We start from the raw sequence: 26,713 nt of genomic DNA on the forward strand, positions 1-26,713 counted from the left end.
CGCGTCCCCGGTGCCTGAATGCTGATCGCGCGGCGCCATTTGCCGGGCCTGCACGCGGCAGGCCCGCTCTGGCGCTCGGCCTCGTTCGCGATCGCGGTCGGCGTGCTTGCGCCGGTGCTCACGCTGGCGTGGCTGGCGTTCGGCTCCGGCGTGGGGCACTGGGGGCCGCTGTTCGCGCACGTGCTGCCGCGGGCCGCGCTCAACACGGCCGTGCTGCTGGCGGGCGTCGGAACGCTGGTGCTGGTGATCGGCACCGGCTGCGCCTGGCTGGTCACGGCCTGCGACTTTCCGGGCCGGCGCGTGCTGCACTGGGCCCTGCTGCTGCCGCTCGCAATGCCGACCTACATCGTCGCTTTTGCCTACCTCGATCTGCTGCACCCGATCGGCCCGGTGCAGGGCGCGATCCGCTGGGCACTGGGCTTCGACAGCCCGCGACAGTTCCGCCTGCCCGACCTGCGCTCGATGCCGGGCGCGATCTTCGTGCTCGGCTTCGTGCTCTACCCCTACGTCTACATGACCGCGCGCGCCATGTTCATGACGCAGCCCGCGCACCTGATGGAGGCCGCCCGCACCTTGGGCGAAAGCCGGCGCGGCGCGTTCTTTCGCGTGGCGCTGCCGCTGGCACGGCCGGCGCTTGCCGTGGGCCTCAGCCTCGCGCTGCTCGAGACGCTGAACGACATCGGCGCCTCGGAATTCCTGGGCATCAATACGCTCACGGTCGCGGTCTACACCACTTGGATCACACGCTCCGACCTGGCCGGCGCGGCGCAGATCGCCTGCGCCATGCTGTTCGTCGTGGTCGCGCTGGTCTGGCTCGAACGCAATGGCCGCCAGCACCAGCGCTTCGGTTCGGCGCAGCGCATGCGCGCCATGCAGCCGCGCCGCCTGCACGGCGGTGCCGCATGGCTCGCCACCGCCATCGCCACGCTGCCGGTGCTGATCGGCTTCGTGGCGCCGGCCCTCTACCTGGTCTGGGAGAGCGCCAAGCGGCTGCACCAGGGCGGCGGCGTATCGCACGGCCTGCTCGCAAGCCTCGGCAACACGCTGGCCCTGGCCGCCGGCGTGACGCTGGTGGCGGTGGCCGCGGGATTGGTGGTCGCATGGGCGGCGCGCAGCCAGGGCTCGCGCCCCAACCGCGCGCGCTGGCAGGCACGCGCGGCCACGCTGGGCTATGCGGTGCCGGGTACGGTGCTCGCCATCGGGCTGCTCACGCCGGCGCTTGCGTTCGACGCGGCGCTGGCCAATCTGCTCGGCCTGCAGGGCCTGCCGCTCATGGGTGCGGGCATCGTGCTGGTGATCGCCTGCGCGATCCGTTTCCTCGCCATGCCGGTCGGCGGTATCGAAGCCGGGCTGGCGCGCATTCCGCCCGCCATCGAACAGGCCTCGCGGCTGCTGGGCGAGACCAGCGGCGGCACGCTGCGGCGCGTGCATCTGCCGCTTCTGCAGCCCGCGATTGCGACCGGCGCGCTGCTGGTCTTTGTCGACGCCATGAAGGAGCTGCCCGCCACGTTGCTGCTGCGGCCCGCCAATTTCGACACCCTGGCCACCTGGCTCTATGCCGAGGCCGCCCGCGGCACGTATGAAGAAGGCGCCATTGCCGCACTCGCCATCGTCGCGGTGGGCCTGCTGCCGGTGATGCTGCTGGCGCGCAATCAACTGGGCACGCCATCGGCCCTGCCCGGTCCGGACAAGACATGAGTTCCCCTCTTTCCATCGAATCGATCCAGCTCGCCTACGAAACACCGCGCGGCCTGCACACCGTGGTGAGCGACTTCTCACTCTCGCTGCCCGCGGGTGAAATCGCATGCCTCTTCGGGCCTTCGGGGTGCGGCAAGACCACGGTGCTGCGCGCGATTGCGGGCTTCGAGCCGCTGCGCGCCGGCACCATCCGGCTTGGCGACGTGCTGCTCTCTTCGACAGACGTGCACCTGCCGCCCGAGCAACGGCGCGTGGGCATGATGTTCCAGGAATACGCGCTGTTTCCTCATCTGTCGGCGGGCCAGAACGTGGCCTTCGGATTGCGCCATTCGAGCCGTGCGCTGCAGCGGGCGCGCGTGGCCGAAATGCTGGCGCTGGTCGGCCTGGCCGATGCCGGCGAGCGCTTTCCGCACGAGTTGTCGGGCGGCCAGCAGCAGCGCATTGCGCTGGCCCGCGCGCTGGCACCGTCGCCCGCGCTGCTGTTGCTCGACGAGCCGTTTTCGAACCTCGACGGCGGCACGCGCGAGCGCCTGACGGCGGAGGTACGCGGCATCCTCAAGCGCGCCGGCCAGACCGCCATCCTGGTCACCCACAACGAGGCCGAGGCCCATGCCATGGCCGACCGTGTCGGGGTGATGCACGGGGGCCGGATCACGCACTGGCTGGATACCGCTCAATAGCACAAGGCGCCCATTTGGCGAATGGGCTTTTCGGGAAAAGGTTGTTCGAGGCCGCAAGAATCGCGGCGCACTCCCTTCACTTTTTCTTCAGCAAACGCAATCGCCATGTCCAAGCCACTCACCCTCGTCAGTCACCTGCTGTGCCCTTATGTACAGCGCGCGGCCATCGCCCTGGCCGAGAAGAACGTGCCGTTCGAACGCGTCGTGATCGACCTTGCCAACAAGCCCGATTGGTTCGTCGCGATCTCGCCGCTCGGCAAGGTGCCGCTGCTGCGGTTGGCGCGGCCCGACCGCAGCGAAGCGGTGCTGTTCGAGAGCAACGTGATCTGCGAGTACCTCGAAGAAACGCAGCCAGGGCCGCGCCTGCATCCCGAAGATCCGCTCACCCGCGCCGAGCACCGTGCGTGGATGGAATTTGGCTCGGCCATCCTCGGCGACCTGTGGGGCTATGAAACCACGCGCGACGCGGAAGTGTTCGAACAGAAACGCCTAGCGCTGGCCGCCAAGTTCGAGCGCATCGAAGTCGCGCTGGGCGCGGGGCCCTTCTTCGCGGGCGTCCACTTCAGCCTGGTGGACGCTGTCTTCGCACCGATCTTTCGCTACTTCGAAGTGTTCGACGAGATCCGCAACTCGCACATCTTCGATGCCTTGCCGAAGGTGGACGCATGGCGGCGCGCGCTGGCGGCACGGCCCAGCGTACAGAGCGCCGTGGTGCCGGAGTATCCGCAGCACCTGCGCGAGTTTCTGCGCAAGCACGAGGCGCACTTGCTCGAGCTCGCGCAATAACGAAAATCGGCCTTCTTTCCCACCACGACAGACACCACGAGATGCGACTCCTCCACACCATGCTGCGCGTCGGCAACCTCCAGCGTTCGATCGACTTCTACACCCAGGTGCTGGGCATGAACCTGCTGCGTATCTCGGAGAACCCCGAGTACAAATACAGCCTCGCCTTCCTCGGCTACGGCAACGGCAACCCCGACCAGGCCGAGATCGAGCTCACCTACAACTGGGGCACCGAAAGCTACGAGCTCGGCACCGCCTACGGCCACATCGCGCTTGGCGTGCCTGACGCCTATGCAGCCTGCGAGAAGATCAAGGCCGCCGGCGGCAAGGTCACGCGCGAAGCCGGGCCCGTGAAAGGCGGCACCACGGTGATCGCCTTCGTGACCGATCCCGATGGCTACAAGGTCGAGTTGATACAAGACAAATCGAAGGCCCAGGGCACGCCCGGGTCCGGCGCCGACGCCCTGCGCGCCTCCTAGCCGGCCGCTGCGGCCTGCGGCCGCCTCCTCGCCCGGACAAAGCGGCCCCAGGGAGGGGGCCGTTTAAAATGAAGGTGCGGCGAATTGAAGATACAAATGATCACCTTTTCGCAGGCGATCGGCATATTCTTTGCTGGTATTTTCTCTGGGTACGCCGGTGGCGCTAAATGCCCCACGCGCCGTTACCTCAAATCGCAATCAAGCACCTTTACAGTTCGGCAAGGCCGTCCATTCGGATGAAGCGTCCGGCGGCGTGCCTTTGAACTATTTTCTACATATGCGCTTCTACCGAGCGGCCAGAAATTGACCATTCTCAGCATTCGCGGCAAAGCCATTGATCCGGCAATATCGCTCATCATATTTTTATTTGCCGCTTTGATTGTGGGAGCTATTCCGTTTGCGTACCACGACACGGCGGCACAGAATTTCCCGGACGAAGAAACGCTGCTGAGTTTCTTCGGAGCCGACTCGTGCCAGATTGCCTCGACTTCGGTGGAGGAAAGAAACTCCTACGCCTGCAGCGCGTTCCTGCTGGAATCGGCGGGGCTGAGTGCCAAGACAGCCCCGATCGCGGGTGCCCTGCTGAGCGTCACGCTCACCCTGATCCCGATATTTCAATTCAGCCGGATATCCCTTGGCGTCTTTCTCGTATCGCTTGGATGGGGTTTCATCAGGGCCATTTTCCTGTCGGTCCTTTCAAAGGACATGCTCTCCGCCTGCGTCGTGCTCCTTTCGATCATGGCGGCACAACAAAGCTGGTTCGGTCTCACGTGGATCCTGTCTTCGACGATCTACGGCTGGGTGGTCAGAAAATACTGGCTGCTGGTCAGCGCCACCTGGCTCGGATTGAGACTGATAAGAAATCAGCTCACCGTATTCCGGTTGTTCGTCTTCATCGTCTTGATTTACATCGCGCTCTCACTGACGTTCCAGATCGCATTGGGCGCAACACTGGACTTTGCCCGGGCCGCGGTCAACGAGAACCGAGAGGTAGGCGCCGAAGGGTCGCGGACGGTCATCGATGCCGTTATTGCTTCCGACAATGCCATGCTCCAGGCACTCAACGCAACGATCACCTTCTTCAGGCTGGCGTTTCCCCTCGAGCTATTGCGTTTTGGATCGATCAGCCAGCTGGCGTTCATTTCGATCATGCCTTTCACCTTCATATGGATGGTGAAGGCCATCGTCAAGGGCGTGAAATCGGACAATAAGAACTTGATCCAGGCCAGCAAGGTCGCGCTGGCACCGCTGTCTTTTCTCATTATCGAGGGCGTGTTCGAGCCTGATTTCGGTTCATTTGCGCGGCACTTCGCCATCGTCAGCCCGCTCGTTTTTTCCGCCCTGGCGCTGGTGCAGAAAGGCGAACTGGCCCAGGACAAGCTCCTGAGGCGCAGGCAGCAAGCAGCCGCCCCAGCTGCCGCACCCACCGCGGCCCCAGCGGCCCTTGTTGGCACCCTTTCTCAGGATCGCGCCTCGTGAAGTCCCAATCCATTGCGGTCGATCAGCCCCAGTACGTCGAATCCATCCAGGCCGGACGAGGCATTGCCGCTCTGCTGGTCGTCATCCATCACGCGGCGCAAAAGGCACATGCGCTGTCTGGCGGCACGATTCCCCTGTTCGATTTCGGGATCATCGGGGTGGACGTGTTCTTCATGATCAGCGGCTTCATCATCTACTTTGTCACCGCCAACAAGACGATGACGCACGTGGAGTTCATGGAAAAGCGGATCGTGAGAGTCTTTCCGCTTTACTGGGGGCTCTCGCTGCTGGCGCTGCTCATTTTTATCATTGCGCCCAAGCTGATCAACAGCAATGCGAAAGAAGCGACGGACGTCGCCGCGTCGTTCTTTTTGTGGCCGACCTCCGCGCCGTACCTGGTCAACAACGGCTGGACGCTGACCTACGAAATCATCTTCTACGGGCTGTGGGCGCTGGTCGCGCTTCCGGTGGCAAAGCCAAAGAACGCCTACATCGCGTGCCTGGTACTGGCCGCCGCATCGTTCATTGGACTACTCTCCGGAATCGACTACAAGGTAATGAATTTCTCATTGTTTGTAGAGTTCGCGTTCGGAGTCGCCATTGGCGTCGCATTCAAGAAGGGACTGCTCCGGCAGAGCATTCCTTTGTCGATTGTCTTGACCGCCGCCGGGGCTTTTCTTGCCTACCTGGCAATTGCGCGAGGCTTCGGCAGCAGCGAGCTCAGAGGGTTTGCACTGGCGATCCCCTCCGCAATGATATTCGTCGGAATCATCTTGCTCGGATCGCTCTGGGGCAAGGCCCGCACGATCCTGGCCATTGGCGACAGCTCCTACTCCCTGTATCTTTTCCACCCGTTCATCCTGGTGGCCATTCCCATCGCGGTGAAGTCGCTCGGCCTCGCCTCACCGTCTCAAATTCTCGCCATTTCGGCCGCGGTCTGTGTCGCCTCGTTCTGGGCTTCGCACATGGTCTACAGGTTCGTGGAATTCCCGCTCACTCAGATGATGCGCGGGATGATCAAGTCCGCGAAGTCCCTGGGCGCGGCCAGAGCGCGGTGATCCTCGCGCTCATCAGCAGCCCAGCAGGTCGGCCAACTGGTTGATGTCGCGTGCGTGCAGGTTGTTCTCGGGATTGGGCGAAACGTCTTTCGGCTGGGCGCGGCCGAATTCGCGGGGCCGCTCGATGTAGGCGGTCTTGAGGCCGCACACGCGCGCCGCGGCCAGGTCGTCGTGGTGCGCCGCAGCCAGCATGACCTGCCCGGGCGTTGCGTCGAACACACCCGCCACGCCCAGATAGGTGCGCGGGTCGGGCTTGTAGGCCTTGAACACCTCGGCCGACAGCACGCAATCCCAGGGCAGGCCGGCCCGTTTGGCCATTTCGGTGAGCAGGCCGATGTTGCCGTTGGAGAGCGTGCAGATGGTGAACTTCTTTTTCAGGCGCGTGAGCCCTTCGACCGCATCGGGCCAGGCCGGCAGCCGGTGCCAGGCGCGGCTCAGGTGGCGCTTGGCGGCGGTGTCGAGCCGCTCGGCCATGCCGAAATCGTGCAGCACCTGTTCGAGCATGCTGAGGTGCAGCTCGTCGAGCAGCGTGAAGCCGCCCTCGCCTGCCGCAATGCGTTCCATCACCGCCTTCATGGCCGGCTGGTAGCCCGCGCGCCAAGCCAGCGCAAAGGTTGCGCCGTCCACGCCCGGCAACGCAAGCTCGGCCTCGGCGGCAATGCCGCTGTGCCAGTCGACCACCGTGCCGAAAACGTCGAACGCGATGACCTTCAGGTCGCTCGCGTCGAAATCCGCGCGCATGGTCAGCGCGGCAGCTGGCTCGCCGCGCGTGCCAGTTGCTCGATCAGCGCCCAGTTGCCGCCCTGGATCGCGTCGGTCGGCACGATCCAGGAGCCGCCCACGCACGCCACGTTGGAGAGCGCGAGAAACTCGGCCGCATTGCCCGCGTGGATGCCGCCGGTGGGGCAGAAGGTGACATCGCCGAACGGCCCTTGCCACGCCTTGAGCATGGGCAGGCCGCCCGCCTGCAGCGCCGGGAAGAACTTGAGCTCGGTGTAGCCGTCTTCCTGCGCCATCATGATCTCGCTGCCGGTGGCCACGCCCGGCAGCAGCGGCAGGCCGAGGTCATGGCAGGCCTTGCCGACCGCGCGCGTGTAGCCCGGGCTCACGCCGAACCTGGCGCCAGCGAGCGCCGAGGCCTGCGCATCGGCGGCGCTGCGGATGGTGCCCGCGCCGGCCACGGCATCGGGCACGTCCCGCGCAATGGCTTCGATGCATTCCAGCGCCTGCGGCGTGCGCAGCGTGACTTCGAGCATGCGGATGCCGCCAGCCACCAGCGCGCGCGCCAGCGGAACGGCATGTTTCACGTCGTGCAGCACGATGACCGGGATGACCGGTGCATCGCGCATGACGTCGAGCGCGGTGAGTTTGTTGTTTTCTACAGCCATGAGCAGGCTCCTTCTTCAGCAGTCAATGCATTGCGCCGCATGCCGGCGAACAGTTCGCGGCCGAGGCCGTGGCCGTCCGCGATGCGCTTTGCCTCGGGGAGCGTGGCGGTCTCGCGCTCGGCCCATTCGTCGTCGGGCACCAGCACGGCCAGCGTACCCGCCACGGCATCGAGGCGGATCACGTCGCCGTCGCGCACCTTGGCGAGCGGCCCGCCCGCGGCGGCTTCGGGCGAGACATGGATGGCGGCCGGCACCTTGCCCGAGGCGCCGCTCATGCGGCCGTCGGTGACCAGCGCCACGCGGAATCCCTTGCCCTGCAGCACCGAGAGCGGCGGCGTGAGCTTGTGCAGCTCGGGCATGCCGTTGGCCTGCGGGCCCTGCCAGCGCACCACGCACACCACGTCGCGCTCGAGCTCGCCGGCTGTGAAGGCCTGGTGCAGCGCGGCCTGCGAATCGAACACGCGCGCGGGCGCCTCGATCACGTGGCGGTCGTCCGGCACCGAAGACACCTTGATCACGCTGCGCCCCAGGTTGCCGTTGAGCAGCTTGAGGCCGCCGGTAGCGCTGAAGGGGCTCTGGACGGGCCGCGCGACGGCTTCGTCCTTCGACGGAGCGGCGGAATTCCAGACCAGGCGCTTGTTGTCGTCCACCAGGGACGGCACATTCGAAAATTCGCGGATGCCGCCGGCTCGCACGGTCAGCACGTCGGCATGCATCAGGCCGGCGTCGAGCAATTCGCCGATCACGAAGCCCGGACCGCCCGCGGCCTGGAAGGCGTTCACGTCGGCGCTGCCGTTGGGGTAGACGCGCGTCAGCAGCGGAATCACGTCGGAAAGGCGGGAGAAGTCGTCCCAGTCGATCACGATGCCCGCGGAACGCGCCACGGCCACCCAGTGGATCAGGTGGTTGGTGGAACCGCCGGTGGCGAGCAACGCCACCATGGCGTTGACGATGCAGCGCTCGTCGACCATCTCGCCGATGGGAGGGCAATTGAATTTTGCCTCGCTGGCGCGGCTGAGCACCGTGCGGACGGCCTCGCGCGTGAGCGTTTCGCGCATCGCGTCGCCGGGCTGGATGAAGGCGGTGCCGGGCACGTGCAGGCCCATGGCCTCGAGCAGCATCTGGTTGCTGTTGGCGGTGCCGTAGAAGGTGCAGGTGCCGACCGTGTGATAGGCCGCCATCTCGGCGTCGAGCAGGCCCTGCCGGCCCACCAGGCCTTGTGCCGCCTGCTCGCGCACCTTGGACTTTTCGCCGTTCGACAGGCCCGAGGGCATGGGGCCGGCGGGCACGAACACCGTCGGCAGGTGCCCGAAGTGCAGCGCGCCGATCAGGAGGCCCGGCACGATCTTGTCGCACACGCCCAGGAGCAGCGCGCCGTCGAACATGTCGTGCGTGAGCGCCACCGCGGTGCTCATGGCGATCACGTCGCGGCTGAAGAGGCTCAGCTCCATGCCGGGCGTGCCCTGCGTCACGCCGTCGCACATGGCCGGCACGCCGCCGGCCACCTGCGCGGTGGCGCCGAGGCTGCGCGCCTCCTGCTTGATGATGTCCGGGTAGCCCTGGTACGGCGCATGGGCCGAGAGCATGTCGTTATAGGCGGTGACGATGCCGATGTTGGGCGCGCGCTCGGTCACCACCTTGAACTTGTCATTGGCCGGGATGCCGGCCACGGCGTGCGCCACGTTGGCGCAGCCCATGCGGTCGGAACCCCGGTCGCGGTTGCGGATTTCGGTCAGGCGCTCGAGGTACGCGCTGCGCGGCCCCCGGCTGCGTTCGCGAATGCGATCGGTAACGTCAAGGACGGTGGGATGTGTGCTCATGGGGATGTGTTCGGTCGCGTGGCCGGCATGTCGGCACTGTCGCTTTCGCGACCTTCGACTCGGAAGTCAATAGTACCAAGACAGCGTGAACGAGGCCGATGGAAATCCACCACCGCGGCGATACGGATTTACCGTTTGCGCCAATCAAGCGGCACGAGGGAGGCTCGTCAGTCGACCAGCTTGACCTCGACGCGGCGCGCCTCGGCGTTGTTGCCCGACCCCGCGGTGACCGCGGGCTTCTGCAGGTCGACCTTGCTGGCCGGCACGCCCAGGCCTACCAGCACGTCGCGGACCGTGTCGGCGCGTTTCTTGGCAAGCTGCTCGTTGGTGGCCGCATCGCCCGTGGTGTCATGAAAGCCGGAGACCACCGCCTTGCGGCCGCTCTCCACGCCCTTGATGACGGCCGCCAGCGCCTCGGCCGCCCCGGGTGCGAGATCGGCACTGCCGGTGGCGAAATAGAAGTTCACCACGCCGTTGGCCACGCGGATGCTCGCGCCATCGGGAATCACGACCGTCACCGTCTCGGTCACTTCGGCCACCGTGGTGGTGGGGGCGGGCGCTGCGGGTGCAGCCGCTGCGGCAGCTGCCACAGCAGGCTTGGCAGTGGCCGGCGCCGCCGCATGCCCCTTGTGCCAGACCGCGATACCCACGACGAAGAAGATCACCAGCGCAATCAATGCCAGGAGAAATCCGAGGATGAAATTTTGCTGGCTGTCGTCGTCACTCATGAGGGGGCGTACTCCGTAGGAAAGAGGTCGGTAAATAATGGTGCGGTGAACCATGATCACGAAATTGTAGGCGCCGCCCCCTCGGGCCCTGCGCCAGACCCGGGGCCGCCAGGGCTGGACCCCATGCCCAGGCCGTTGCGCGACCCGCAGCCCATGCTCGAACAGGCCATTGCCGATTGGGGTGGCCGCGAAGACTTGTGGCTCTTCGGCTACGGCTCGCTCATCTGGCGCCCCGAGTTCGACTTTGTCGAGCGGCGGCCCGCCTGGGTGCACGGCTGGCACCGGGCGTTGAAGATGTGGAGCCGCATCAACCGCGGCAGCGTCCAGACGCCGGGCCTGGTCTTCGGCCTGCTGTCGGGCGGCAGCTGCCGCGGCATGGTGTTCCGGGTGCCTTCGGCCCACGGCCTCGAAACGCTTCGCAGGCTCTGGCTGCGCGAGATGCCGACCGGCGTGTACGACCCGAGGTGGCTGAATTGCAACACGCCCGAGGGTCCGGTGCGCGCACTGGCCTTCACCCTGTCGAGGCGCAGCCCCAACTTCACCGGCGAGCTCAGCGACGACCGCTACCGCCACATCTTCACCCACGCGGTCGGCCGCTACGGCAGCTCGCTCGACTACGCGCGCCAGACCCTGCTGGAGCTGCGCCGGCATTCGATCCACGACGCGGCCCTGGCGCGGCTGGTCGCGCTGGCGCACGAGAAGCAGGAGCAAGAGCAGCAGGCGCAAGAGGCGCAGAAGGCGCGGCAAGAAAAGCTGTCCGGGGCAGCCGCCGATTGCGGTATGCCGCCGGGTCCGGTATATGTTCCGGGGTCTCCGAACCCATCTTCCAAAAAGGAAAAACCATGAACCATCGCCTTTTCGTCGCCACCGGCACCGCTCTTCTCGCCGGCGCCCTGCTCTCCGCCTGCGGCGGCATGATGGGCGGCAAGCCGCGCGCGGCCGCCGAGCTGATGCCGACTGCGGCGATCTCGCCCAACCCGACGCGCGGCACGGTGACCTTCACCGCCCTGGACCACGGCGTGCGCGTGGCCGGCGAAGTGCGCGGCCTGGCCCCGGGCAGCGAGCACGGTTTCCACATCCACGAAAAGGGCGACTGCGGCGACAACGGCAACGCGTCTGGCGGCCACTTCAACCCCACCGGCGGCACGCACGGCAAGTTCGGTGCACCGGGCAGCCATGCCGGCGAACTGCCGAGCCTGGTGGCCGACGCCAGCGGCGTGGCACGCTTCAGCGTCGACGACCACAGCATCTCGCTGACCGAGGGCGCAGCCAACAACGTGGTGGGCCGCGCGCTCGTGGTGCACCGCGACCGCGACGATTTCACGACCCAGCCGGCCGGCAACTCCGGCCCGCGCACCGCCTGCGCGGTGATCGCGCGGCGCTGAACGGCTAGCCAGCGCCCGCCGAGCGCTCCCGCCACAGGGCCTCGGCGAGCGCCAGCGCCTCGGGCGTGTCGATGTCGGTCACGATGCCGACGTCGTCGACCATCAGGTCGGCCACCGCATCGATGGCGCGCATCGCCTTCAGCACCGATGCCGCGCCGAAGTTTCCCCGCAGCGCCGCGAGCTGGGCCCGGCATCCCGGCCCGAAGCCGACCGGATGCCCGCGCTCGCCCCTGTATTGCGGCTGCGCCGCGCAGATACGGCCTGTGAGCGCCGCGGCCACCACGCGCAGTGTCTCGGGGCGCACCAGCGGCAGGTCGCCCGGCAGGATCAGCCAGCCCGCGGCATCGGGCGTGGCGCGCACCGCAGCGGCAATCGAATCGCCCATGCCCGGATGCCCGGCGTCTTCGAGACGCCATGGCAGGTCGCTGGCGCGCACGGCGTCGAGCGTGCGCTCGAGCAGCGGCTTGCCGGCGAGCGGCGCCTGCAGCTTGGAGCCGGTGCCGCCGGCTGCGATGAAACGCTCGCCGCGGCCCGAGGCCAGCACGATCACCAAGGGGGAATTCGCCTTTGCCGCCATGCGCCGAGTATGTCCGCGGAATGACCGGAATGCCGGGCGGTGGTGCATGCGCAACAATGCCGCCATGACTTCTTCTCCCACCAACGAAACGTTGGCCGCGCTGCGCAAGAGCTACGAGCGCGCCGAACTCGGCGAAACCCACAGCGCCGACGACCCGCTGAAGCAATTCGAGCGCTGGCTCGGCGAAGCCATCGACGCCCAGGTGCCCGAGCCCAACGCGATGACCCTGTGCACCGTGGCCAGCGACCTGCGGCCTTCGAGCCGCATCGTGCTCATCAAGGGCTGCGACGCGCGCGGGATCGTCTGGTACACCAACTATGAAAGCCGCAAGGGCCGCGAGCTCTCGGGCAATCCGTATGCGGCCTTGCAGTTCCACTGGGTCGAGCTCGAGCGCGTGGTGCGCATCGAGGGCCGCGTGGAAAAGACCAGCGCCGAGGAAAGCGACGCCTACTTTGCGAGCCGCCCGCTCGATTCACGCATCGGCGCCTGGGCCAGTCCGCAGAGCGAAGTGATCAGCGGCCGCGACGTGCTGGTCAAGAACGCGGCCGTGGCGGCCGCCAGGCACCTGCTCTCGCCGCCGCGCCCGCCGCACTGGGGCGGCTATCGCCTCGTGCCGGATCGCTGGGAGTTCTGGCAGGGCCGCAAGAGCCGGCTGCACGACCGGCTGCGCTACCGGCTCGAAGACGCCGCGTGGGTGCGTGAACGCCTCGCGCCCTGAATTTTCGTCAAGCCTCGCAACCCACTACTTTGAACTCGACGCGGCGGTCGAGCGCATCGCTTGCGTCGTCGGCCCCCGTGCCCACGATGTTCTCGCGGAACCCCATGCCGGATTCGCGCAGTTTCTTCGACAGCGGCGGCGCCTCGCCCACCAAACGGCTCTTCACGCTGACCGCGCGCTGCAGCGACAGGCGCTCGTTGACCGATTCCGAACCGGTGCGGCTCGTGTGGCCCGTGACCACCACACATGAATCGATCTGCGCGGCCTGGCGCGCGATCTGCCGCAGCCACATCGGGTAGGCGGCGCTGATCTTCGGGTCGGCCAGGAAGTCGGTCGAGCCGGGCTTGAACAGGAACTTCACGCTCAGGTTGTTGGTTTCCAGCCCCAGTCGCGCGAGGGTGCCGAAGGTCTTCTCCGCGTCCGCGCTGCGGCCGAGTTGGGCCTGCGTGAGATACAGGCCGCTGTAGATGCGCAGCTGCTGGCCATCGGACCGGCGCGAGGCGGCTTCGTAGCGGCTGAGCGCTTCGCTCATGCGGCCGGCCTCGTAGGCCGCGGTGGCTTCCTGCAGCACCGTCGACGTGGGCAGGCGTTCCAGGTACAGCGCGTCGGCCGCCTGGCCCGGCTGTGTTTCGGCGGTGCGAATGTAGCCTTCCACGCCGCGGTCCTTGCCGTTCACGGGGCTGTCGCGAAAGAACGCCGTCGGCCGCGTGTCGAGCGTTGCATCGCTGATGCGCGCCACCGATTGCGCAATGACCACGCCGCTCTTGATTTCGGTCAGCGCCAGGTTCAGGCGATAGCGCCCGTCGGCCGCGTCCTTGTCGCGCACCAGCGTGCCGTTGAGCACGTACTGCGCGCGCTCGATCTCGGCATTGTTGAACGGCGTGACGGTGAACTGCTTGAACTGCGACTGCATGCGCTGGACGATGCGCTGCTCGGCCACGCGCGTGACTTCGGTCTGCTGGCCGCTCGAGCCCTCGAGCAGCGGGTCGATCACGATGCGGCTCTGCTTGATCGTCGACTCCACCTTGGCCAGGAAGGCCGGCAGCTTCTGGGTCTGCACGATCAGATCGTCCACCGCCTGGTTGACGGCCTGCTCGAAGGGCATGGCATTGCCCGGGGCCGGACGATGCGCGCACGCAGCGGCAAGCACGGCGATGCACAGGGCCAGCACGCGCAACGCCGTGCGAAGGGGTCGGGTGGTGTTCGTCATCATCAGCATTGACTCCTCAATATCTTCATGTCTTCGTCCGAAAGCGGCTCGCCGATCGCCGCGCGCATGTTGATTTCGCTGCAGCGCCTGGAGAGCGGCGGCCGCTTGGCGGCAGCGGCTTTCTCTACCTCCGGTGCAGGCGGGGGCGGCGGCTGCACTGCCACGGCAACAGCCTGCGGCTTCGGCCTGGCATTCGGCCGCGTTGCCGCGGCAGGTGCGGGCTTGGGCTCCGCCTCCGCTGGCTTCGCCGCTGCGGGCGGGACTGGGGCCGACTCGCGCGGCACGGCGGCCGAAAGGCAGGGCGTGCGGCACGGCTTGGTATCGGTGTCGGCCGCCGCCGGCAAGGCAGCACTGCACAGCGCGATCACCATCGCGATCGGCGCCATGACGGAAAACGGCGAAGACCGCGCCTGGTAAATCATCAGCGGGCAAATGTAGAGCGGCAGCCGCCGCTCGCCATCTCGCCAAACGGCCACCCTGCCGAACGGCATAGGCGCCCGCCGCGCACGCGGTCGGCGCCTCGGTAGCGCTAAAGACTTATGAAAAATTCAGGGAAGCCACTGCACCAGGGTCATGACCAGGGTCAGCGTGGCCAGCGCGAGCACCGTCGACATCGCGACGCTGGCCGTGACCAAGTCTTCGGCCGTGCGGTAGCGCTGCGAAAAGAGAAAGACGTTGGCGCCGATGGGCAGCGCCGCCGCCACCACCATCACGGTGAGCGGAATGCCGCGCACGCCCAGCAGCCAGCCGATGCCGGCCACCAGCAGCGGATGCAGCAGGTTCTTCACCAGCGACTGCACCATGGCGCCGCGCCAGTGCCGGCCGATGGGCGTCAGCGCAAGCGTGATGCCCACCATCACGAGCGCCACCGGGCCGAAGGCCTGCCCGAGCAGCATGATCGGCTTGTCGATGGATTCGGGCATCGTGAGCCCCGTCTGCGCGAACAGCAGCCCCGCGATGATCGGCAGCGGCACCGGGTGGATGATGGCGTTGCGCAGCGCGCGCAGCACGGTGCGCGCCATGGGGCGCTTCGCCTGGCCGCTCTCCGCCGCATGCTCGCGCGCCACTGCAAGCTCCAGCACCACCGTGGCGCTGGTCAGAAGCACCAGCGAGTGCAGCGAGATCAGCGTGAGCAGCACCACCATGCCCTGCTCGCCATAGGCGAGGCCGACCAGCACGATGCCGATCATCACGGTGTTGCTGTAGGTGTTGGCCAGCGCAATGACGGCCGCCGTGCGGTTGAAGCCTCGCAGCGCCAGCGTAGCCGCGAACAGCAGGCCCGAGGCAGTGAAGTAAGCCGCCACCGGCTTCAGGCTCAGCTCTTGCACGTGCACCGTGCTCATGGCGCGAAACAGCAGCGCGGGCGCCAGCAAGAGGAAGATCAGGTTGGAAAGATCCTTGACGGCGTTGCCGCCGATCCAGCGGCGCCGGCCGGCCAGGTAGCCCGCGGCAATGAGAAAAACGACGGGCAGCAGCGAAGAGATGACGAACGAATTCACCCGCCGAGGATAGCCTCTTGCCTGCCCCTTCCTCCCGCTCGCGAAGGCGGAAGGAAGAAGCGGTACCGGTGACTTAGAACGTCACGCGCAGGCCCACCTTCAGCGAACGCCCCGGCAGCGGCGCGTTCGGGTACACCGTCGTCGTCAGGATCGAGGTCGGGCTGTAGGCCAGCTTGTTCGTGATGTTGTCGACGCGCGCATACCAGGTGAGGTTGGCGCGTTGCACCTTCATGCGGTAGGAAATCGAGGCGTTCCACAGCGTGTAGGCATCGGTCTCTCGCGCGCCGACGCTCGGCACGTGGCGCTGCGCCGCGTTGTAGTCGAAGCCGAAGCGCGCGCTCCATGGGCCGTTGCCATACGCCAGCGTCGCGCCCGCGCGGAACGGCGCGATGCGCGGCAGCGGCTCGCCGGTGTCGAGGTTCTTCGCACGCACCACGTCGCCGCGCCATTCCAGGTCGAGCGTCGAGGCATCGGCCATGCGTGCGAAGCCTTCGGTGCCCAGGAGGCGCAGGTTGCCGCTGGCCTCGATGCCGGTGAAGCGCGCGCGCGCGCCGCTGTAGAGGTACTCGGCTAGCGTATCGGTCGCCGCAGGGTCGGTGACCACCTGGCCTTCTTCATCGAGCGTGCGGCCCGAAGCCGTCAGGCCGATGTAATTGCGAAAGCGCGTGACGTAAGCGTTGACGCGGGCCGTGTTGGCGCCCGACTTCCATTGCGCGCCGACATCGAAGCCGGTCGACTTTTCTTTCTGCAGGTCCGGATTGCCGACCTCCCAGGCGGCCGTTGCCACGTGCGGCCCGTTGGCGAGCAGCTCGTAGTCCTTCGGTGCCCGCTCGGTGTAGGCGAGGTTCGAGGTGAGCTGCCACTGCGGCGTCAGGTTGACCAGCGCGCCGATGGCCGCACTGTGCGGGTTGAACGTGCGCTCGCCAATGGCAAAGCGCGTCACCGTCGGATCGTCGGGGTAGCCCAGCGACGTGACGCGGACTTTCTCGGTGCGCGCGCCAAAGCTCAACCGGCCCCATGACGTGCCGAGTTCTTCATACATGAACAGCGCGTTGGAGCGCGTGCGGCTGTGCGGCGCAAAGGCCTCCTCGCCATCGGCGGCAAAGCGGTTGCTTTCGCTCGCAAAGCCGACCAGGCCTTCGAAGTTGCCGATCTTGCGGTGGCGGGCTTCGATGCGCAGGTCGTTGCTCATGTTCGAGAACGTGGTGCCGGCCTCGCCGCCTTCGAATTCGGCGTGGCGGTAGTTGGTGTGGCTGGCCTTGACGTGAACGCTGCTGATGATGCCGCCCGGCCGCCACTCGCCTTCGATCGCATAGCGGTCGGACTTCATGCCGATGGTCACGTCGTCTTCGGCCACGGTGCCGTAGTTGCTGCGGTAGGTGCTGGCCGAGGCGCCGATAAAGCCCTGGTCGAAGAACAGCGTGCCGCCCACCGCGCCGCCGTGCGCCTCGTTGGCCGAGTTGCAGATCTTGCGCGCCAGCCAGGGACGCCCCGGCTTGCTGCATTCCAGGTCGATGGGCACCGAGACATCCTTGGCGTCGCGGTTGAACGCGTCGACGTGCAGCGCGAAGCGGTCGTTGCCGCCCTCCAGCACCACGCCGCCGTTCTTCTCCTTGCTGCCGGTCGAAAAGCCCAGGTCGGCGCGGCCGCCGAAGCCGTTGATGGGCTCGGTGGGAATGCGGTTGTCGATCACGTTGACCACGCCGCCCACCGCGCTGCCGCCGTACTGCAGCGCCGAAGGCCCGCGCAGCACTTCAATGCGGTCGGTGACCAGCGCGTCCACCGGCACGGCATGGTCGTAGCTCAGCGCCGAAGCATCGGGCGCGCCGCCGCCGTTCTGCAGGATGCGGATGCGGTCGCCGTCGAGGCCACGGATGATCGGCCGGCTCGCGTTCGGGCCGAAGTAGCTGCTGCTCACGCCGGGCAGGTTGTTGAGCGTTTCGCCCAGCGTCGATTCGGAGCGCATCAACAGTTTGTCGCCCGACAGCGTGGTGGTGGGCGCGATCAGTTCGCTGGCGCCCAGCGGATTGCCGGTGACGGCGATCTCCGGAAGAGTGGCTGCGGCCGCCTCGGCGGGTTGCGCCTGCGGAGTCGACTGGGCCTGGGCCATGCTCGCAAAAGAAGCGAGCGAAAGAACGGCAGCGCCGATGGCGTTGCGACGGAAATTGGGAATCATGAATGAGCACTCGTTGAATCAAGGGACGATCTGCCGCTACCCGCAAAGGCGGGTGCAGCAACCGGAACACAGGGAAGATTCAGCGAGTGGAAGGCGGGCCGCGCGCGTCGAACAGCGCAACCCAGCGGGCGATGGCTTCGCCCTGCAGATAGGCAAAAATGGCCGACGGCAGCAGCACCGGCAGCGCCACCGTGGGGACGCCCAACGCGCCCGAGCCGTGCGACAGCTGGTCGTACAGCCGGCATTCGGCATCGGAGTGGTCGCCGAACAGGCCGACGATGCCGCCGCGGGTCGCATGCTCCTGCGCGCCCTCCGCATGAACGGCCTGGGCAGTGGCCTGGGCCGTTGCATGGGCGTGCGCCAGGCCGGGCACGTGCAGCGACCGGTGCATGAGCCCCAGCGTGCCCGCGAACCACAGCGCAACCACCAGCGCGATGGCGATCGCCCGGGTCGACAGGATCGACCGGTTCGGCATTGGGCTGAGGGCGATGTGCACGGAAAGCAGGGCCTTGGTGAACGATCAAGCCTTGACGCGGGACGCGAAGGTCTTCTGGAACTTCTCGACCTTGGGGCCGACCACGAAGGCGCAGTAGCCCTGGTTCGGGTTGTTCAGGAAATAATCCTGGTGGTAGGCCTCGGCGGTCGAGTAGTTGGCGAGCGGCGCCACCTCGGTCACGATCGGCGAGCCATAGGTCTTGCTCGCCTCGATCTCGCGGATGACCTCTTGGGCCACCTGCTTCTGCGCGTCGGTCGTCACGTAGATGCCGCTGCGGTATTGCGTGCCGGCGTCGTTGCCCTGCCGGTTCAGGGTCGTGGGGTCGTGCACCACGAAAAAGATCTCGAGAATTTCGCGCAGGCTGATGACGGCGGGGTCGAATTCGACCTTCACCACTTCCGCATGCCCGGTGCGGCCGGTGCAGACCTGCTCGTAGCTCGGGTTCACGGTCTGGCCGTTGCAATAGCCCGATTCGACGTCCACCACGCCCTGCACGCGGTCGAAAACGGCCTCGGTGCACCAGAAGCAGCCCCCGCCCAGCACGATGGTTTCGGTTGGCGACGGTGAGGAAGTCATGGGCTGCTCCGGCAGGTGGGAAAAAGGCGAACCCGATATTGTCGCGGCTTGACGGCCCGGATGCCGGTCACTACATTACTAACCCGTCAGTCATTAATCTCATGCCCACGCCCCGCTTCCTTGCCGACAAGCTCTGCCCGGTGCGCTCCAAACGCGAGCGCCGCAAGGAGGCGCGTCCCGGCGAACTCCTGGCTGCTGCGCTCGACCTGTTCGTCGAAAAAGGCTTTGCCGCCACCCGCTCGGAGGAAGTCGCGGCCCGCGCGGGGGTCTCCAAGGGCACCCTCTTCCTTTATTTTCCGAGCAAGGAAGAGCTCTTCAAGGCCGTGGTGGTCGAGAACCTCAGCGGCCGGTTCTCCGAATGGAACGACGAGTTCGAGGCCTTCGAGGGCACCACGGCCGACATGCTGCGCTATTGCATGCGCATCTGGTGGGAGCGGGTCGGCATGACCAAGGCTTCGGGCCTGACCAAGCTCATGATGAGCGAAGGCGCCAATTTTCCCGAATTGGCCGAGTTCTACCGCCAGGAGGTGGTCCGTCCCGGCCACACGCTGCTGCGGCGCATCCTGCAGCGCGGCATCGACCGCGGCGAATTCGCGCCGGTCGACGTCGACCATGCCATCTACGCCGTGCTTGCGCCCATGATCTTCCTCATGCTGTGGAAGCACTCGGCCATGATCTGCGTCGACGGGGAAGCCGCGCTCGACCCTGAAAAATTCCTTGCGACGCAGGCCGAGACAGTGCTGTACGGCCTCACACGGCGGCCCGGAGCAGCAGCATGACAAGCAAATGCATCGCAGGCATCCCGCGGGCCGGGGCCGGGCAACCTAAAATTGAAGGTTTGTCCTGAGCCCCACAAGGAAAAGCCCCCAATGAACCCGACCCCCACCCTCGAGCGCTTGCGCTTCAACATGATCGAGCAGCAGATCCGGCCCTGGGATGTGCTCGACCTGGAAATTCTCGACCTCCTCGCCAGCATTCGGCGCGAAGACTACGCGCCGCCCGAGCATCGCGCGCTGTCCTTCTTCGACATGGAGCTTCCGCTGGCCGACGGCTCCGTTCCCGGCCAGGTGATGCTCTCGCCCAAGGTCGAGGCGCGCATGCTGCAGGACCTGCACGTGCAAAAGCACGAGTCGGTGCTCGAGATCGGCACCGGATCGGGCTTCATGGCCGCTCTGCTCGCCCATCGCGCAGCCCAGGTGCTGTCGCTGGAGATCGATCCCGTGCTGGCCGCCCGCGCGGCCGAAACGCTGCGCCAGAACGGCGTGGCCAATGTCGAAGTGCGCAATGCCGACGGCGCCGTGCCGCTGCCGAGCGGCCCGAGCTTCGACGTGATCGTGCTCAGCGGCTCCGTGGCGCGCATTCCGCAGAACCTGCTCGGCTCGCTCAAGGTGGGCGGCCGGCTCGCCGCCATCGTGGGCGACGAACCGATGATGCGCGCCCACTTCGTCACCCGCAGCAGCGAAAGCAAGTGGGACACCATCCAGCCGTGGGACACCGTGGCACCGCGGCTGCTCAATTTCCCCGAGCCTTCGCGCTTCTCGTTCTGAACGGGACCACCGCATGATCGATCAAGTCCGCCCCGCCGACCTGGCCGCCTGGTATGCGCAGAACCCCGGTGCGGCGCCCGTGCTGCTCGACGTGCGCGAACCCTGGGAGCTGCAGACCGCGAGCGTCGCCCCCCAGGGTTTCACGCTGGTCGCGATCCCGATGAACGAGATTCCGGCGCGCATTTCGGAGCTCGGCGAAGGCCAGCGCATTGCATGCCTGTGCCATCACGGCGCGCGCAGCCAGCGCGTGGCGGCGTTCCTGAGCCAGAACGGCTTTGCCGAATTGGCCAACGTGGCCGGCGGCATCGACGCCTGGTCCGCACAGCACGACCCCGCCGTGCCGCGCTACTGATTCTTTCTTCAAGGACGTTCAATGCCTTCCAGGCCCAGGCTTTTGCCTCTCTCCGCAGCGCTCGCAAGTCTCTTTGCCACCCTGCTCGCACTGCCGGCCCAAGGCCAGACACTGAACGAACTCTACGATTCCGCACGCGGCTTCGACGCAACCTACCAGGGCGCCCGCGCGCAGTACGACGCGACCGTGGCGCGTGCCGCGCAGGCCAAGGCCGGCATCCTTCCGGCCGTGGGGCTCACGGCCGGCGCAACGCGCAACAACCTGGACATCGACACCCTCACCGGCGCCGGCCGCGGAACGACGACGCCGCGCGACTTCACCACGCAGAACGTCGGCGTCAACGCCACGCAGCCGCTCTACCGGCCCGCCAACTGGGCCACCTACGAGCAGGGCAAGCGCCAGGCCGAGATCGCCGAGGCGGTGCTCACCACGGCCGAGCAGGACCTGATCGTCCGCGTGAGCCAGGCGTACTTCGACGTGCTCGCGAGCCAGGACAGCCTGACGCTGGTGCGGGCGCAGAAGGTGGCCGTGGCCGAGCAGCTTGCATCGGCCAAGCGCAACTTCGAGGTCGGCACTTCCACCATCACCGACGCGCGCGAAGCGCAGGCCCGCTACGACCTCGTCATTGCGCAGGAGATTGCAGCCGAGAACGACCTGCAGGTGAAGAAGGTGGTGCTCGACCAGCTGGTCGGCCGCCCCGGCAGCGTGCCGGTGCCGCTGTCCCAGCCCGTGGTGCTGCCCACCGCCATGCCGGCCAACATCGAAGCCTGGGTCGCGCAGGCCGATGAAGTGCATCCCGCCATCCGCCAGGCGCGGCTCGGCCTGGACGTGGCGGGCCTGGAAATACGCAAGGCCGAGGCCGGCCACAAGCCCACGCTCGATGCCAACCTGGGCTACAACATCACGCGCAACCCCCAGGGAACCGCCACCAGCACCGTGGGCACGCGCATCAACGCCGCCTCCGTGGGCGTGGTGTTCAACCTGCCGCTGTTCGCGGGCTTTGCCACCGAGAACCGCATCAAGGAAACGCTCGCGCTCGAAGACCAGTCGCGCAGCGTGCTCGACGGCACCCGCCGCAGCGTGGCGCAGGCCACGCGCGCGGCCTACCTCGGGCTGGTGTCGGGCGCGGGCCAGGTGAAGGCACTCGAAGCGGCCGAGGCCTCGAGCCAGAGCGCGCTCGATGCCAACCGGCTCGGCTACCAGGTGGGCGTGCGCATCAACATCGACGTGCTCAATTCGCAAAGCCAGCTGTTCCAGACCAAGCGCGATCTCGCGCAGGCGCGCTACAACGTGCTGCTGGGCAACCTGAAGCTGCGCCAGGCCAACGGCACACTCACCGTTGAAGACATGAACGCGATCAATGCGACGCTGGCGAAGAACGGGAGCACGCCTGCGCCAGTGCCATCGGCCGGCGAGCGCCCGCAGGCCGTGCCGGTCACGCCACCCAGCATTCCGGTCGTGCCGCCGGTGCCGGTGCCGCCATTCAACCCGCCGGCACCGGTCATGCCTTCGGCACCGCCGCCGCCCGTCATCCTGAACCCGCCGGTTCGCTAGGGATCTGGCTCGCCCCAGGCACAGGGGCGAGATTATTCGAGCGTGGGCTCCGCCCTCGACTCTTCTTCGAGGGGCGCGGCTTCGGTCACCACGGGGTCCGCGGCCTGCGCAATGGCCAGCACCGCCGTCGCCGTACGTTCGGCCGCGCCGCGGTTGGACGACGAGAAAGCCAATGCGGCCTCCGCCATGAAGGCGCGGCGCTCGGGGTTCTCGACCAGCTTGAGCGCCGCGGTCACGGCCTGCTCCATGTTCTCGACGCGCAGGGAGGCACCGGCCGCGAGCGACAGCTGCGCCGCCTCGGCAAAGTTGAAGGTCGATGGACCCATGACCACCGGGCAACCGCATGCGGCGGGCTCGATGAGGTTCTGTCCGCCCAGCGGCTCGAAGCTTCCGCCGAGCAGCGCGACATCGGCCAGGCCGTAGTAAAGGGCCATTTCGCCGAGCGAATCGCCGAGCCAGATCTCGGCGTCGGCCGGCTCGCCCGCGGCGCTGCGGCGTGCCACCGCAAAGCCCTGCGATTCGATCAGCGCGGCCACTTCATCGAAGCGCTGCGGATGGCGCGGCACGATCATCCATTGCACGTCGTGCACGCGCTTGGCAATCGAACGAACGGCGCCCTGCTCGGGCGGCACGGGCGAGGTGGCGCCAAAGCGCTTGAGCACGTCGAGCAGCATGCGCTCCTCGCCGTCGCGCGAGCTCGCGAGCACCACCATCGGCCGCGGCAGGCGCTCGCGCAACGCCACGGCGGTGGAGAGCTGGCGCGCATCGGGCGAGGCGTCGAACTTGAGGTTGCCATAGATGCCGGCCACCTTGGCGCCGAGCGACACCAGCCGGTGCGCATCGGCTTCGGTCTGCGCCCAAACGGCAGCGAGCGCCGAGTACGCGGGCCGTGCGAGCCAGCCGAGGCGTTCGGCCGCGGCCAGCGATTTTTCGTTGAGGCGCGCATTGGCCAGCACCAGCGGAATGCGGCGCTCGGCGCAGGCCGCGGCCATCTCGGGCCAGACTTCGGTTTCCATCAGCACGCCGATGCGCGGCTGGAAGCGGTCGAGAAACCGCGCCACGGCACCCGGCGTGTCCCACGGCTGCCAGACCTGCGTATCGCCGGGTTCGAGCAGCTTGGCGCCCTCTTCGCGGCCCGTGGCGGTGCCATGCGTGAGCAGGATCGGGATGCCCGGATACTGCCGCCGCAACTCCGCAATCAAGATGGCGGCCGCGCGCGTTTCGCCGAGCGAAACCGCGTGCACCCAGCACTGGCCTTCGCCGGTGATGGCATCGTCGTAGTGGCCGAAGCGCTCCTCGACGGCCACGGCGTAGCCGGGCTCGGCTTCCGCGCGGCGCCGCAGCTTGCGGCGAACCAGCGGTTGCACGGCGGTGGTGAAGGCGCCGTAGAGGCGCAGCAGCAGCGAACGCACGGGGCTCAGTGCGACGCTTCGGCCAGCGTCGCGTCGGCTTTGACGGTTCGAAGGAGTGCGAGCATTTCGGCTTCGATGCGCTTCAGGGCCGCATCGGTCTGGCCCTCGAAGCGCAGCACCAGCACCGGCGTGGTGTTGGAAGCGCGAATGAGCCCGAAGCCGTCCGGCCAGTCGACGCGCAGGCCATCGATGGTCGAGACCACGGCGGGTGCCGCAAAGCTCGCGCCGGCAACCAGCTTGTCGACCACCGCGTGCGGTTCGCCTTCGGCGCACTTCACGTTGAGTTCAGGTGTCGAGAAGCTCGTGGGCAGTGCGTTGAGCGTGTCGCTCGCGTTCGGCGTCTTGCTCAATATCTCGAGCAGGCGGCAGCCCGCATAGGTGCCGTCGTCGAAGCCGTACCAGCGCTCCTTGAAGAAGATGTGGCCGCTCATCTCGCCGCCGAGCGGCGAATCGATTTCCTTCATCTTGGCCTTGATGAGCGAATGGCCGGTCTTGAAGATCATCGGCTTGCCACCCGCGGCCTCGATGGCCGGCGCCAGGCGCTGCGAGCACTTGACGTCGTACACGATGGTGCCGCCGGGCACGCGCGAGAGCACGTCCTGCGCAAAGAGCTGCATCTGACGGTCGGGAAAGATGTTCTGGCCGTCTTTCGTGACGATGCCCAGGCGGTCGCCGTCGCCGTCGAAGGCCAGGCCCAGTTCGGCATCGCCCGTGGCCAGCGCAGCCATCAGGTCCTTGAGGTTCTCGAGCTTGCTCGGATCGGGGTGGTGGTTGGGAAAGTCGCCGTCGACCTCGCTGAACAGCTCGGTCACCTCGCAGCCGATGGCGCGGAAGATGGCCGGTGCCGTGGCGCCCGCAATGCCGTTGCCCGAATCGACCACGATCTTGAGCGGACGCGCCAGCTTGATGTCGCCGACGATGCGCTGCGTGTAGGCCTCGGTCACGTCGACCTTGCGCACGCTGCCGCCGGGTGCAAGCTTCGCGGTGCCTTCTTCCATCACCTTGCGCAGACCCTGGATCTCGTCGCCGTAGATGGCGCGCCCCGCCAGCACCATCTTGAAGCCGTTGTAGTCCTTGGGGTTGTGGCTGCCCGTGACCTGGATGCCGCTCGAGCACAGCGTGTGGGCCGCAAAGTAGAGCATGGGCGTGGTCACCGCCCCCACGTCGATCACCTCGACGCCGGTGGCGACCAGGCCGCTGATCAATGCCTCGACGAGCGCGGGGCCGGACAGGCGGCCGTCGCGGCCCACGGCCACGGTCTTTTCACCGGCCGCACGGGCGGCGCTGCCGAAAGCCCGGCCGAGCGCTTCCGCGACCTCTGCATCGAGCGTGACGGGCACCACGCCCCGGATGTCATAGGCCTTGAAAATCGATGCGCTGAGTTGCATGAAGTGGCATTCCCTGTTGGTTCTGGAGACCGGGCCATTGTAGGCAAGCGTTCCGGTGCCCACATGTCCGAAAACGGCCAGTTGAAACGACTCGAAACCGTATCATTTGCCCATGCCTACCCCTCATGCCTCCACCGAAGCGCTCGAGAGCGACGCCTGCTACCTGGCGATGAAGACGCACGACGCGCGCTTCGACGGCTCATTCTTCACCGCGGTGACCTCTACCGGCATCTATTGCCGGCCGGTCTGCCGAGTGAAGCTGCCGCGGCGCGAGAACTGCAGGTTCTTTCGCCATGCGGCACAGGCCGAGGCCGAGGGCTTTCGCCCTTGCCTGCGCTGCCGTCCCGAACTGGCGCCCCGCGCGGCAAGCTGGTCGACCGAAGACGCCTCGCGCATCCTTGCATTGCAGGCCGCGCGGCTCATCGACGAACCCGATGCCTGGGCCGAAGAAGGTCCCGGCGCAGCGCAGATCGCGGCGCGGCTCGGCGTGAGCGACCGGCATCTGCGGCGCATCTTCGAAGCGCAGTTCGGCGTGTCCCCCTTGCAATATTTGCAGACGCGGCGCCTGCTGGCCGCCAAGCAATTGATTGCCGACACGCGGCTGCCGATGACGCAGGTCGCACTGGCCAGCGGCTTTGCGAGCGTGCGCCGCTTCAACGCGGCCTTCGTGGAGCACTACGGCCTCAACCCCAGTGCGCTGCGGCGCGCCGGCGGTGCAGAAGGCGGCGAAGGCAAGGCCATCGAAGTACGCCTGGGCTTTCGCCCACCGTATGACGCGGACGCGATGCTCGGCTTCTTTGCACGGCGCGCACTGCGTGGTGTCGAGGTGGCAAGCACGGCCGACGGCAAGACGCCCACCAAGGGCAGCACGCCCACCTTCGTTCGCCTGGCCCGCACGCTGCGCGTGCAGCAAGGCGGACAGACGCACTCCGGCTGGCTGCAGCTGCGCTTCGACATGGAGCGCGAGCAGATGCTGCTCTCGGTGAGCGATTCGCTGGCCGCGGTGCTGCCGATCGTGATCAGCCGCGCACGCGCCATGCTCGACCTCGACGCCGAACCGATGGCCATCAACGCCGCGCTGCACGAGTCCTTTCCGCATGGCGACGGGCTGCGCGTGCCCGGCACGGTCGATGGCTTCGAGCTTGCGGTGCGCGCGGTGCTGGGCCAGCAGATCACGGTGGCCGCGGCGCGCACGCTGGGCTCGCGGCTGGTCGAGGCATTCGGCGAGCCCATGGCCACGCCCATCGACGGCCTGGACCGGTTGTTTCCCACGCCCGCCGTACTCGCCGCGGCAAGCGGCGATGCGCTCGGGCAGCTCGGCATCGTGCGACAGCGGCAGGCGGCATTGCAGGCGATTGCCCGCGAGGTCGCCTCCGGCAAGCTGGCATTGCATGCGGGTGCCGACGTGCCCTCGACCATTGCCGCGCTGCAGGAGCTCCCCGGCATCGGTGCCTGGACGGCGCAATACATCGCGATGCGCGCGCTGCGCTGGCCCGACGCGTTTCCCGCGGGCGACGTCGCGCTGCAGAAGGCACTGGGCGTGACCACCGCGCGCGCGGCCAGCGAGGCATCGCAGGCGTGGCGGCCCTGGCGCAGCTATGCGGTGCTGCGTGCGTGGCATGCGCCGTCGCCCACCGTGGCCGCGGCCTCGTCCGCCGCAGAGCCATCTTTCAACAACCTCACAACGGCAGGCGCCTCCGCCTGAAA

At 67.3% G+C, this 26,713-nt stretch carries 27 protein-coding genes; 15 read left to right on the forward strand and 12 right to left on the reverse strand.

The annotated features are described in order from the left end of the window. Positions 1 to 18: 18 nt before the first annotated feature. From ACJ7Z0_RS08470 to ACJ7Z0_RS08495, 6 genes are all read left to right on the forward strand, one after another. A complete protein-coding gene (locus ACJ7Z0_RS08470; RefSeq protein WP_434789475.1) occupies positions 19 to 1,698 on the forward strand; it encodes an ABC transporter permease in 1,680 nt (559 codons plus the stop codon). Further along, positions 1,695 to 2,378, forward strand: a complete 684-nt coding sequence (locus ACJ7Z0_RS08475; RefSeq protein ID WP_434789476.1) for an ABC transporter ATP-binding protein — start codon at positions 1,695 to 1,697, stop codon at positions 2,376 to 2,378. The genes ACJ7Z0_RS08470 and ACJ7Z0_RS08475 overlap by 4 nt, the downstream gene beginning before the upstream one ends. 105 nt (positions 2,379 to 2,483) lie before the next feature. Further along, complete coding sequence (locus tag ACJ7Z0_RS08480; RefSeq protein ID WP_434789477.1) at positions 2,484 to 3,164, forward strand: glutathione S-transferase family protein; 681 nt, start codon at positions 2,484 to 2,486, stop codon at positions 3,162 to 3,164. Positions 3,165 to 3,205: 41 nt separating this feature from the next. Beyond that, complete coding sequence (gene gloA, locus ACJ7Z0_RS08485) at positions 3,206 to 3,643, forward strand: lactoylglutathione lyase (RefSeq protein ID WP_434789478.1); 438 nt, start codon at positions 3,206 to 3,208, stop codon at positions 3,641 to 3,643. 303 nt (positions 3,644 to 3,946) lie between these two features. Beyond that, entirely contained in the window at positions 3,947 to 5,122 is a 1,176-nt protein-coding gene (locus ACJ7Z0_RS08490; protein WP_434789479.1) for a hypothetical protein, read from the forward strand. Then, a complete protein-coding gene (locus ACJ7Z0_RS08495; RefSeq protein WP_434789480.1) occupies positions 5,119 to 6,180 on the forward strand; it encodes an acyltransferase family protein in 1,062 nt (353 codons plus the stop codon). Before ACJ7Z0_RS08490 ends, ACJ7Z0_RS08495 begins: the two co-directional genes overlap by 4 nt. 12 nt (positions 6,181 to 6,192) lie before the next feature. On the opposite strand, the gene ACJ7Z0_RS08500 is transcribed toward ACJ7Z0_RS08495, so the two are convergent. The 4 genes from ACJ7Z0_RS08500 to ACJ7Z0_RS08515 all read right to left on the reverse strand — a co-directional run bounded on the left by ACJ7Z0_RS08500 (position 6,193) and on the right by ACJ7Z0_RS08515 (position 10,116). Then, a complete protein-coding gene (locus ACJ7Z0_RS08500; protein WP_431129346.1) occupies positions 6,193 to 6,921 on the reverse strand; it encodes a haloacid dehalogenase type II in 729 nt (242 codons plus the stop codon). 2 nt (positions 6,922 to 6,923) lie between these two features. Further along, the gene (gene eda, locus ACJ7Z0_RS08505) at positions 6,924 to 7,568 is read right to left on the reverse strand and encodes a bifunctional 4-hydroxy-2-oxoglutarate aldolase/2-dehydro-3-deoxy-phosphogluconate aldolase (protein WP_434789481.1); all 645 of its coding nucleotides are present in this window, start codon (positions 7,566 to 7,568) and stop codon (positions 6,924 to 6,926) included. Continuing rightward, the gene (gene edd / locus ACJ7Z0_RS08510; protein WP_434789482.1) at positions 7,559 to 9,388 is read right to left on the reverse strand and encodes a phosphogluconate dehydratase; all 1,830 of its coding nucleotides are present in this window, start codon (positions 9,386 to 9,388) and stop codon (positions 7,559 to 7,561) included. The genes eda and edd overlap by 10 nt, the downstream gene beginning before the upstream one ends. A 167-nt stretch (positions 9,389 to 9,555) precedes the next feature. Next, on the reverse strand, positions 9,556 to 10,116 hold the full coding sequence (locus ACJ7Z0_RS08515) for an OmpA family protein (protein ID WP_431129337.1): 561 nt from the start codon (positions 10,114 to 10,116) through the stop codon (positions 9,556 to 9,558). A gap of 123 nt (positions 10,117 to 10,239) precedes the next feature. Here ACJ7Z0_RS08515 and ACJ7Z0_RS08520 point away from each other — a divergent pair, with 123 nt between their 5' ends. Further along, on the forward strand, positions 10,240 to 10,962 hold the full coding sequence (locus ACJ7Z0_RS08520; protein ID WP_434789483.1) for a gamma-glutamylcyclotransferase: 723 nt from the start codon (positions 10,240 to 10,242) through the stop codon (positions 10,960 to 10,962). Then, positions 10,959 to 11,501, forward strand: a complete 543-nt coding sequence (locus tag ACJ7Z0_RS08525) for a superoxide dismutase family protein (protein ID WP_434789484.1) — start codon at positions 10,959 to 10,961, stop codon at positions 11,499 to 11,501. The genes ACJ7Z0_RS08520 and ACJ7Z0_RS08525 overlap by 4 nt, the downstream gene beginning before the upstream one ends. A gap of 4 nt (positions 11,502 to 11,505) precedes the next feature. Here ACJ7Z0_RS08525 and ACJ7Z0_RS08530 read toward each other — a convergent pair whose 3' ends face one another. Beyond that, positions 11,506 to 12,078, reverse strand: coding sequence for a nucleotidyltransferase family protein (locus tag ACJ7Z0_RS08530; protein ID WP_434789485.1), 573 nt, complete (start codon positions 12,076 to 12,078; stop codon positions 11,506 to 11,508). 46 nt (positions 12,079 to 12,124) lie between these two features. Between ACJ7Z0_RS08530 and pdxH the strand changes: the two genes are divergently transcribed. After that, positions 12,125 to 12,796: a pyridoxamine 5'-phosphate oxidase gene (gene pdxH / locus ACJ7Z0_RS08535; protein WP_434789486.1), complete on the forward strand. Its 672-nt coding sequence runs from the start codon at positions 12,125 to 12,127 to the stop codon at positions 12,794 to 12,796. Between the two features lie 7 nt (positions 12,797 to 12,803). Here the strand turns inward: pdxH and ACJ7Z0_RS08540 are convergent, their stop codons facing one another. Beyond that, on the reverse strand, positions 12,804 to 14,009 hold the full coding sequence (locus tag ACJ7Z0_RS08540) for an OmpA family protein (protein ID WP_434789487.1): 1,206 nt from the start codon (positions 14,007 to 14,009) through the stop codon (positions 12,804 to 12,806). 24 nt (positions 14,010 to 14,033) lie between these two features. On the opposite strand from ACJ7Z0_RS08540, the gene ACJ7Z0_RS08545 reads away from it, so the two are divergent. Further along, positions 14,034 to 14,423 carry a hypothetical protein gene (locus ACJ7Z0_RS08545; protein ID WP_434789488.1) on the forward strand — a complete coding sequence of 130 codons (390 nt, stop codon included), beginning with the start codon at positions 14,034 to 14,036 and terminating at the stop codon, positions 14,421 to 14,423. A gap of 131 nt (positions 14,424 to 14,554) precedes the next feature. Here the strand turns inward: ACJ7Z0_RS08545 and ACJ7Z0_RS08550 are convergent, their stop codons facing one another. From ACJ7Z0_RS08550 to msrA, 4 genes are all read right to left on the reverse strand, one after another. Next, positions 14,555 to 15,505 (reverse strand): AEC family transporter, encoded by a 951-nt coding sequence (locus ACJ7Z0_RS08550; RefSeq protein WP_434789489.1) that lies wholly within the window; start codon positions 15,503 to 15,505, stop codon positions 14,555 to 14,557. Between the two features lie 73 nt (positions 15,506 to 15,578). Further along, a complete protein-coding gene (locus tag ACJ7Z0_RS08555; protein WP_434789490.1) occupies positions 15,579 to 17,681 on the reverse strand; it encodes a TonB-dependent receptor in 2,103 nt (700 codons plus the stop codon). Between the two features lie 79 nt (positions 17,682 to 17,760). Next, positions 17,761 to 18,156: a hypothetical protein gene (locus ACJ7Z0_RS08560; RefSeq protein ID WP_434789491.1), complete on the reverse strand. Its 396-nt coding sequence runs from the start codon at positions 18,154 to 18,156 to the stop codon at positions 17,761 to 17,763. A gap of 45 nt (positions 18,157 to 18,201) precedes the next feature. Beyond that, positions 18,202 to 18,753, reverse strand: a complete 552-nt coding sequence (msrA, locus tag ACJ7Z0_RS08565; RefSeq protein ID WP_434789492.1) for a peptide-methionine (S)-S-oxide reductase MsrA — start codon at positions 18,751 to 18,753, stop codon at positions 18,202 to 18,204. A gap of 101 nt (positions 18,754 to 18,854) precedes the next feature. Here msrA and ACJ7Z0_RS08570 point away from each other — a divergent pair, with 101 nt between their 5' ends. From ACJ7Z0_RS08570 to ACJ7Z0_RS08585, 4 genes are all read left to right on the forward strand, one after another. Further along, on the forward strand, positions 18,855 to 19,532 hold the full coding sequence (locus ACJ7Z0_RS08570; protein WP_434789493.1) for a TetR/AcrR family transcriptional regulator: 678 nt from the start codon (positions 18,855 to 18,857) through the stop codon (positions 19,530 to 19,532). Positions 19,533 to 19,622: 90 nt separating this feature from the next. Then, a complete protein-coding gene (locus ACJ7Z0_RS08575) occupies positions 19,623 to 20,300 on the forward strand; it encodes a protein-L-isoaspartate O-methyltransferase family protein (RefSeq protein WP_434789494.1) in 678 nt (225 codons plus the stop codon). A gap of 13 nt (positions 20,301 to 20,313) precedes the next feature. Continuing rightward, positions 20,314 to 20,652 (forward strand): rhodanese-like domain-containing protein, encoded by a 339-nt coding sequence (locus ACJ7Z0_RS08580; protein WP_093015838.1) that lies wholly within the window; start codon positions 20,314 to 20,316, stop codon positions 20,650 to 20,652. Between the two features lie 21 nt (positions 20,653 to 20,673). Next, positions 20,674 to 22,206 carry a TolC family outer membrane protein gene (locus ACJ7Z0_RS08585; protein WP_434789495.1) on the forward strand — a complete coding sequence of 511 codons (1,533 nt, stop codon included), beginning with the start codon at positions 20,674 to 20,676 and terminating at the stop codon, positions 22,204 to 22,206. Positions 22,207 to 22,238: 32 nt separating this feature from the next. Here the strand turns inward: ACJ7Z0_RS08585 and ACJ7Z0_RS08590 are convergent, their stop codons facing one another. Both ACJ7Z0_RS08590 and ACJ7Z0_RS08595 read right to left on the reverse strand, forming a co-directional pair. Further along, positions 22,239 to 23,618: a 3-deoxy-D-manno-octulosonic acid transferase gene (locus tag ACJ7Z0_RS08590; RefSeq protein WP_434789496.1), complete on the reverse strand. Its 1,380-nt coding sequence runs from the start codon at positions 23,616 to 23,618 to the stop codon at positions 22,239 to 22,241. A gap of 5 nt (positions 23,619 to 23,623) precedes the next feature. Further along, on the reverse strand, positions 23,624 to 25,006 hold the full coding sequence (locus ACJ7Z0_RS08595) for a phosphomannomutase/phosphoglucomutase (RefSeq protein ID WP_434789497.1): 1,383 nt from the start codon (positions 25,004 to 25,006) through the stop codon (positions 23,624 to 23,626). A gap of 112 nt (positions 25,007 to 25,118) precedes the next feature. Here ACJ7Z0_RS08595 and ACJ7Z0_RS08600 point away from each other — a divergent pair, with 112 nt between their 5' ends. Next, positions 25,119 to 26,711 (forward strand): DNA-3-methyladenine glycosylase 2 family protein, encoded by a 1,593-nt coding sequence (locus ACJ7Z0_RS08600; RefSeq protein WP_434789498.1) that lies wholly within the window; start codon positions 25,119 to 25,121, stop codon positions 26,709 to 26,711. Positions 26,712 to 26,713: the final 2 nt, after the last annotated feature.

The organism is Variovorax palleresanus (assembly GCF_051144945.1).
GTDB classification, from domain to species: domain Bacteria; phylum Pseudomonadota; class Gammaproteobacteria; order Burkholderiales; family Burkholderiaceae_C; genus Variovorax; species Variovorax paradoxus_S.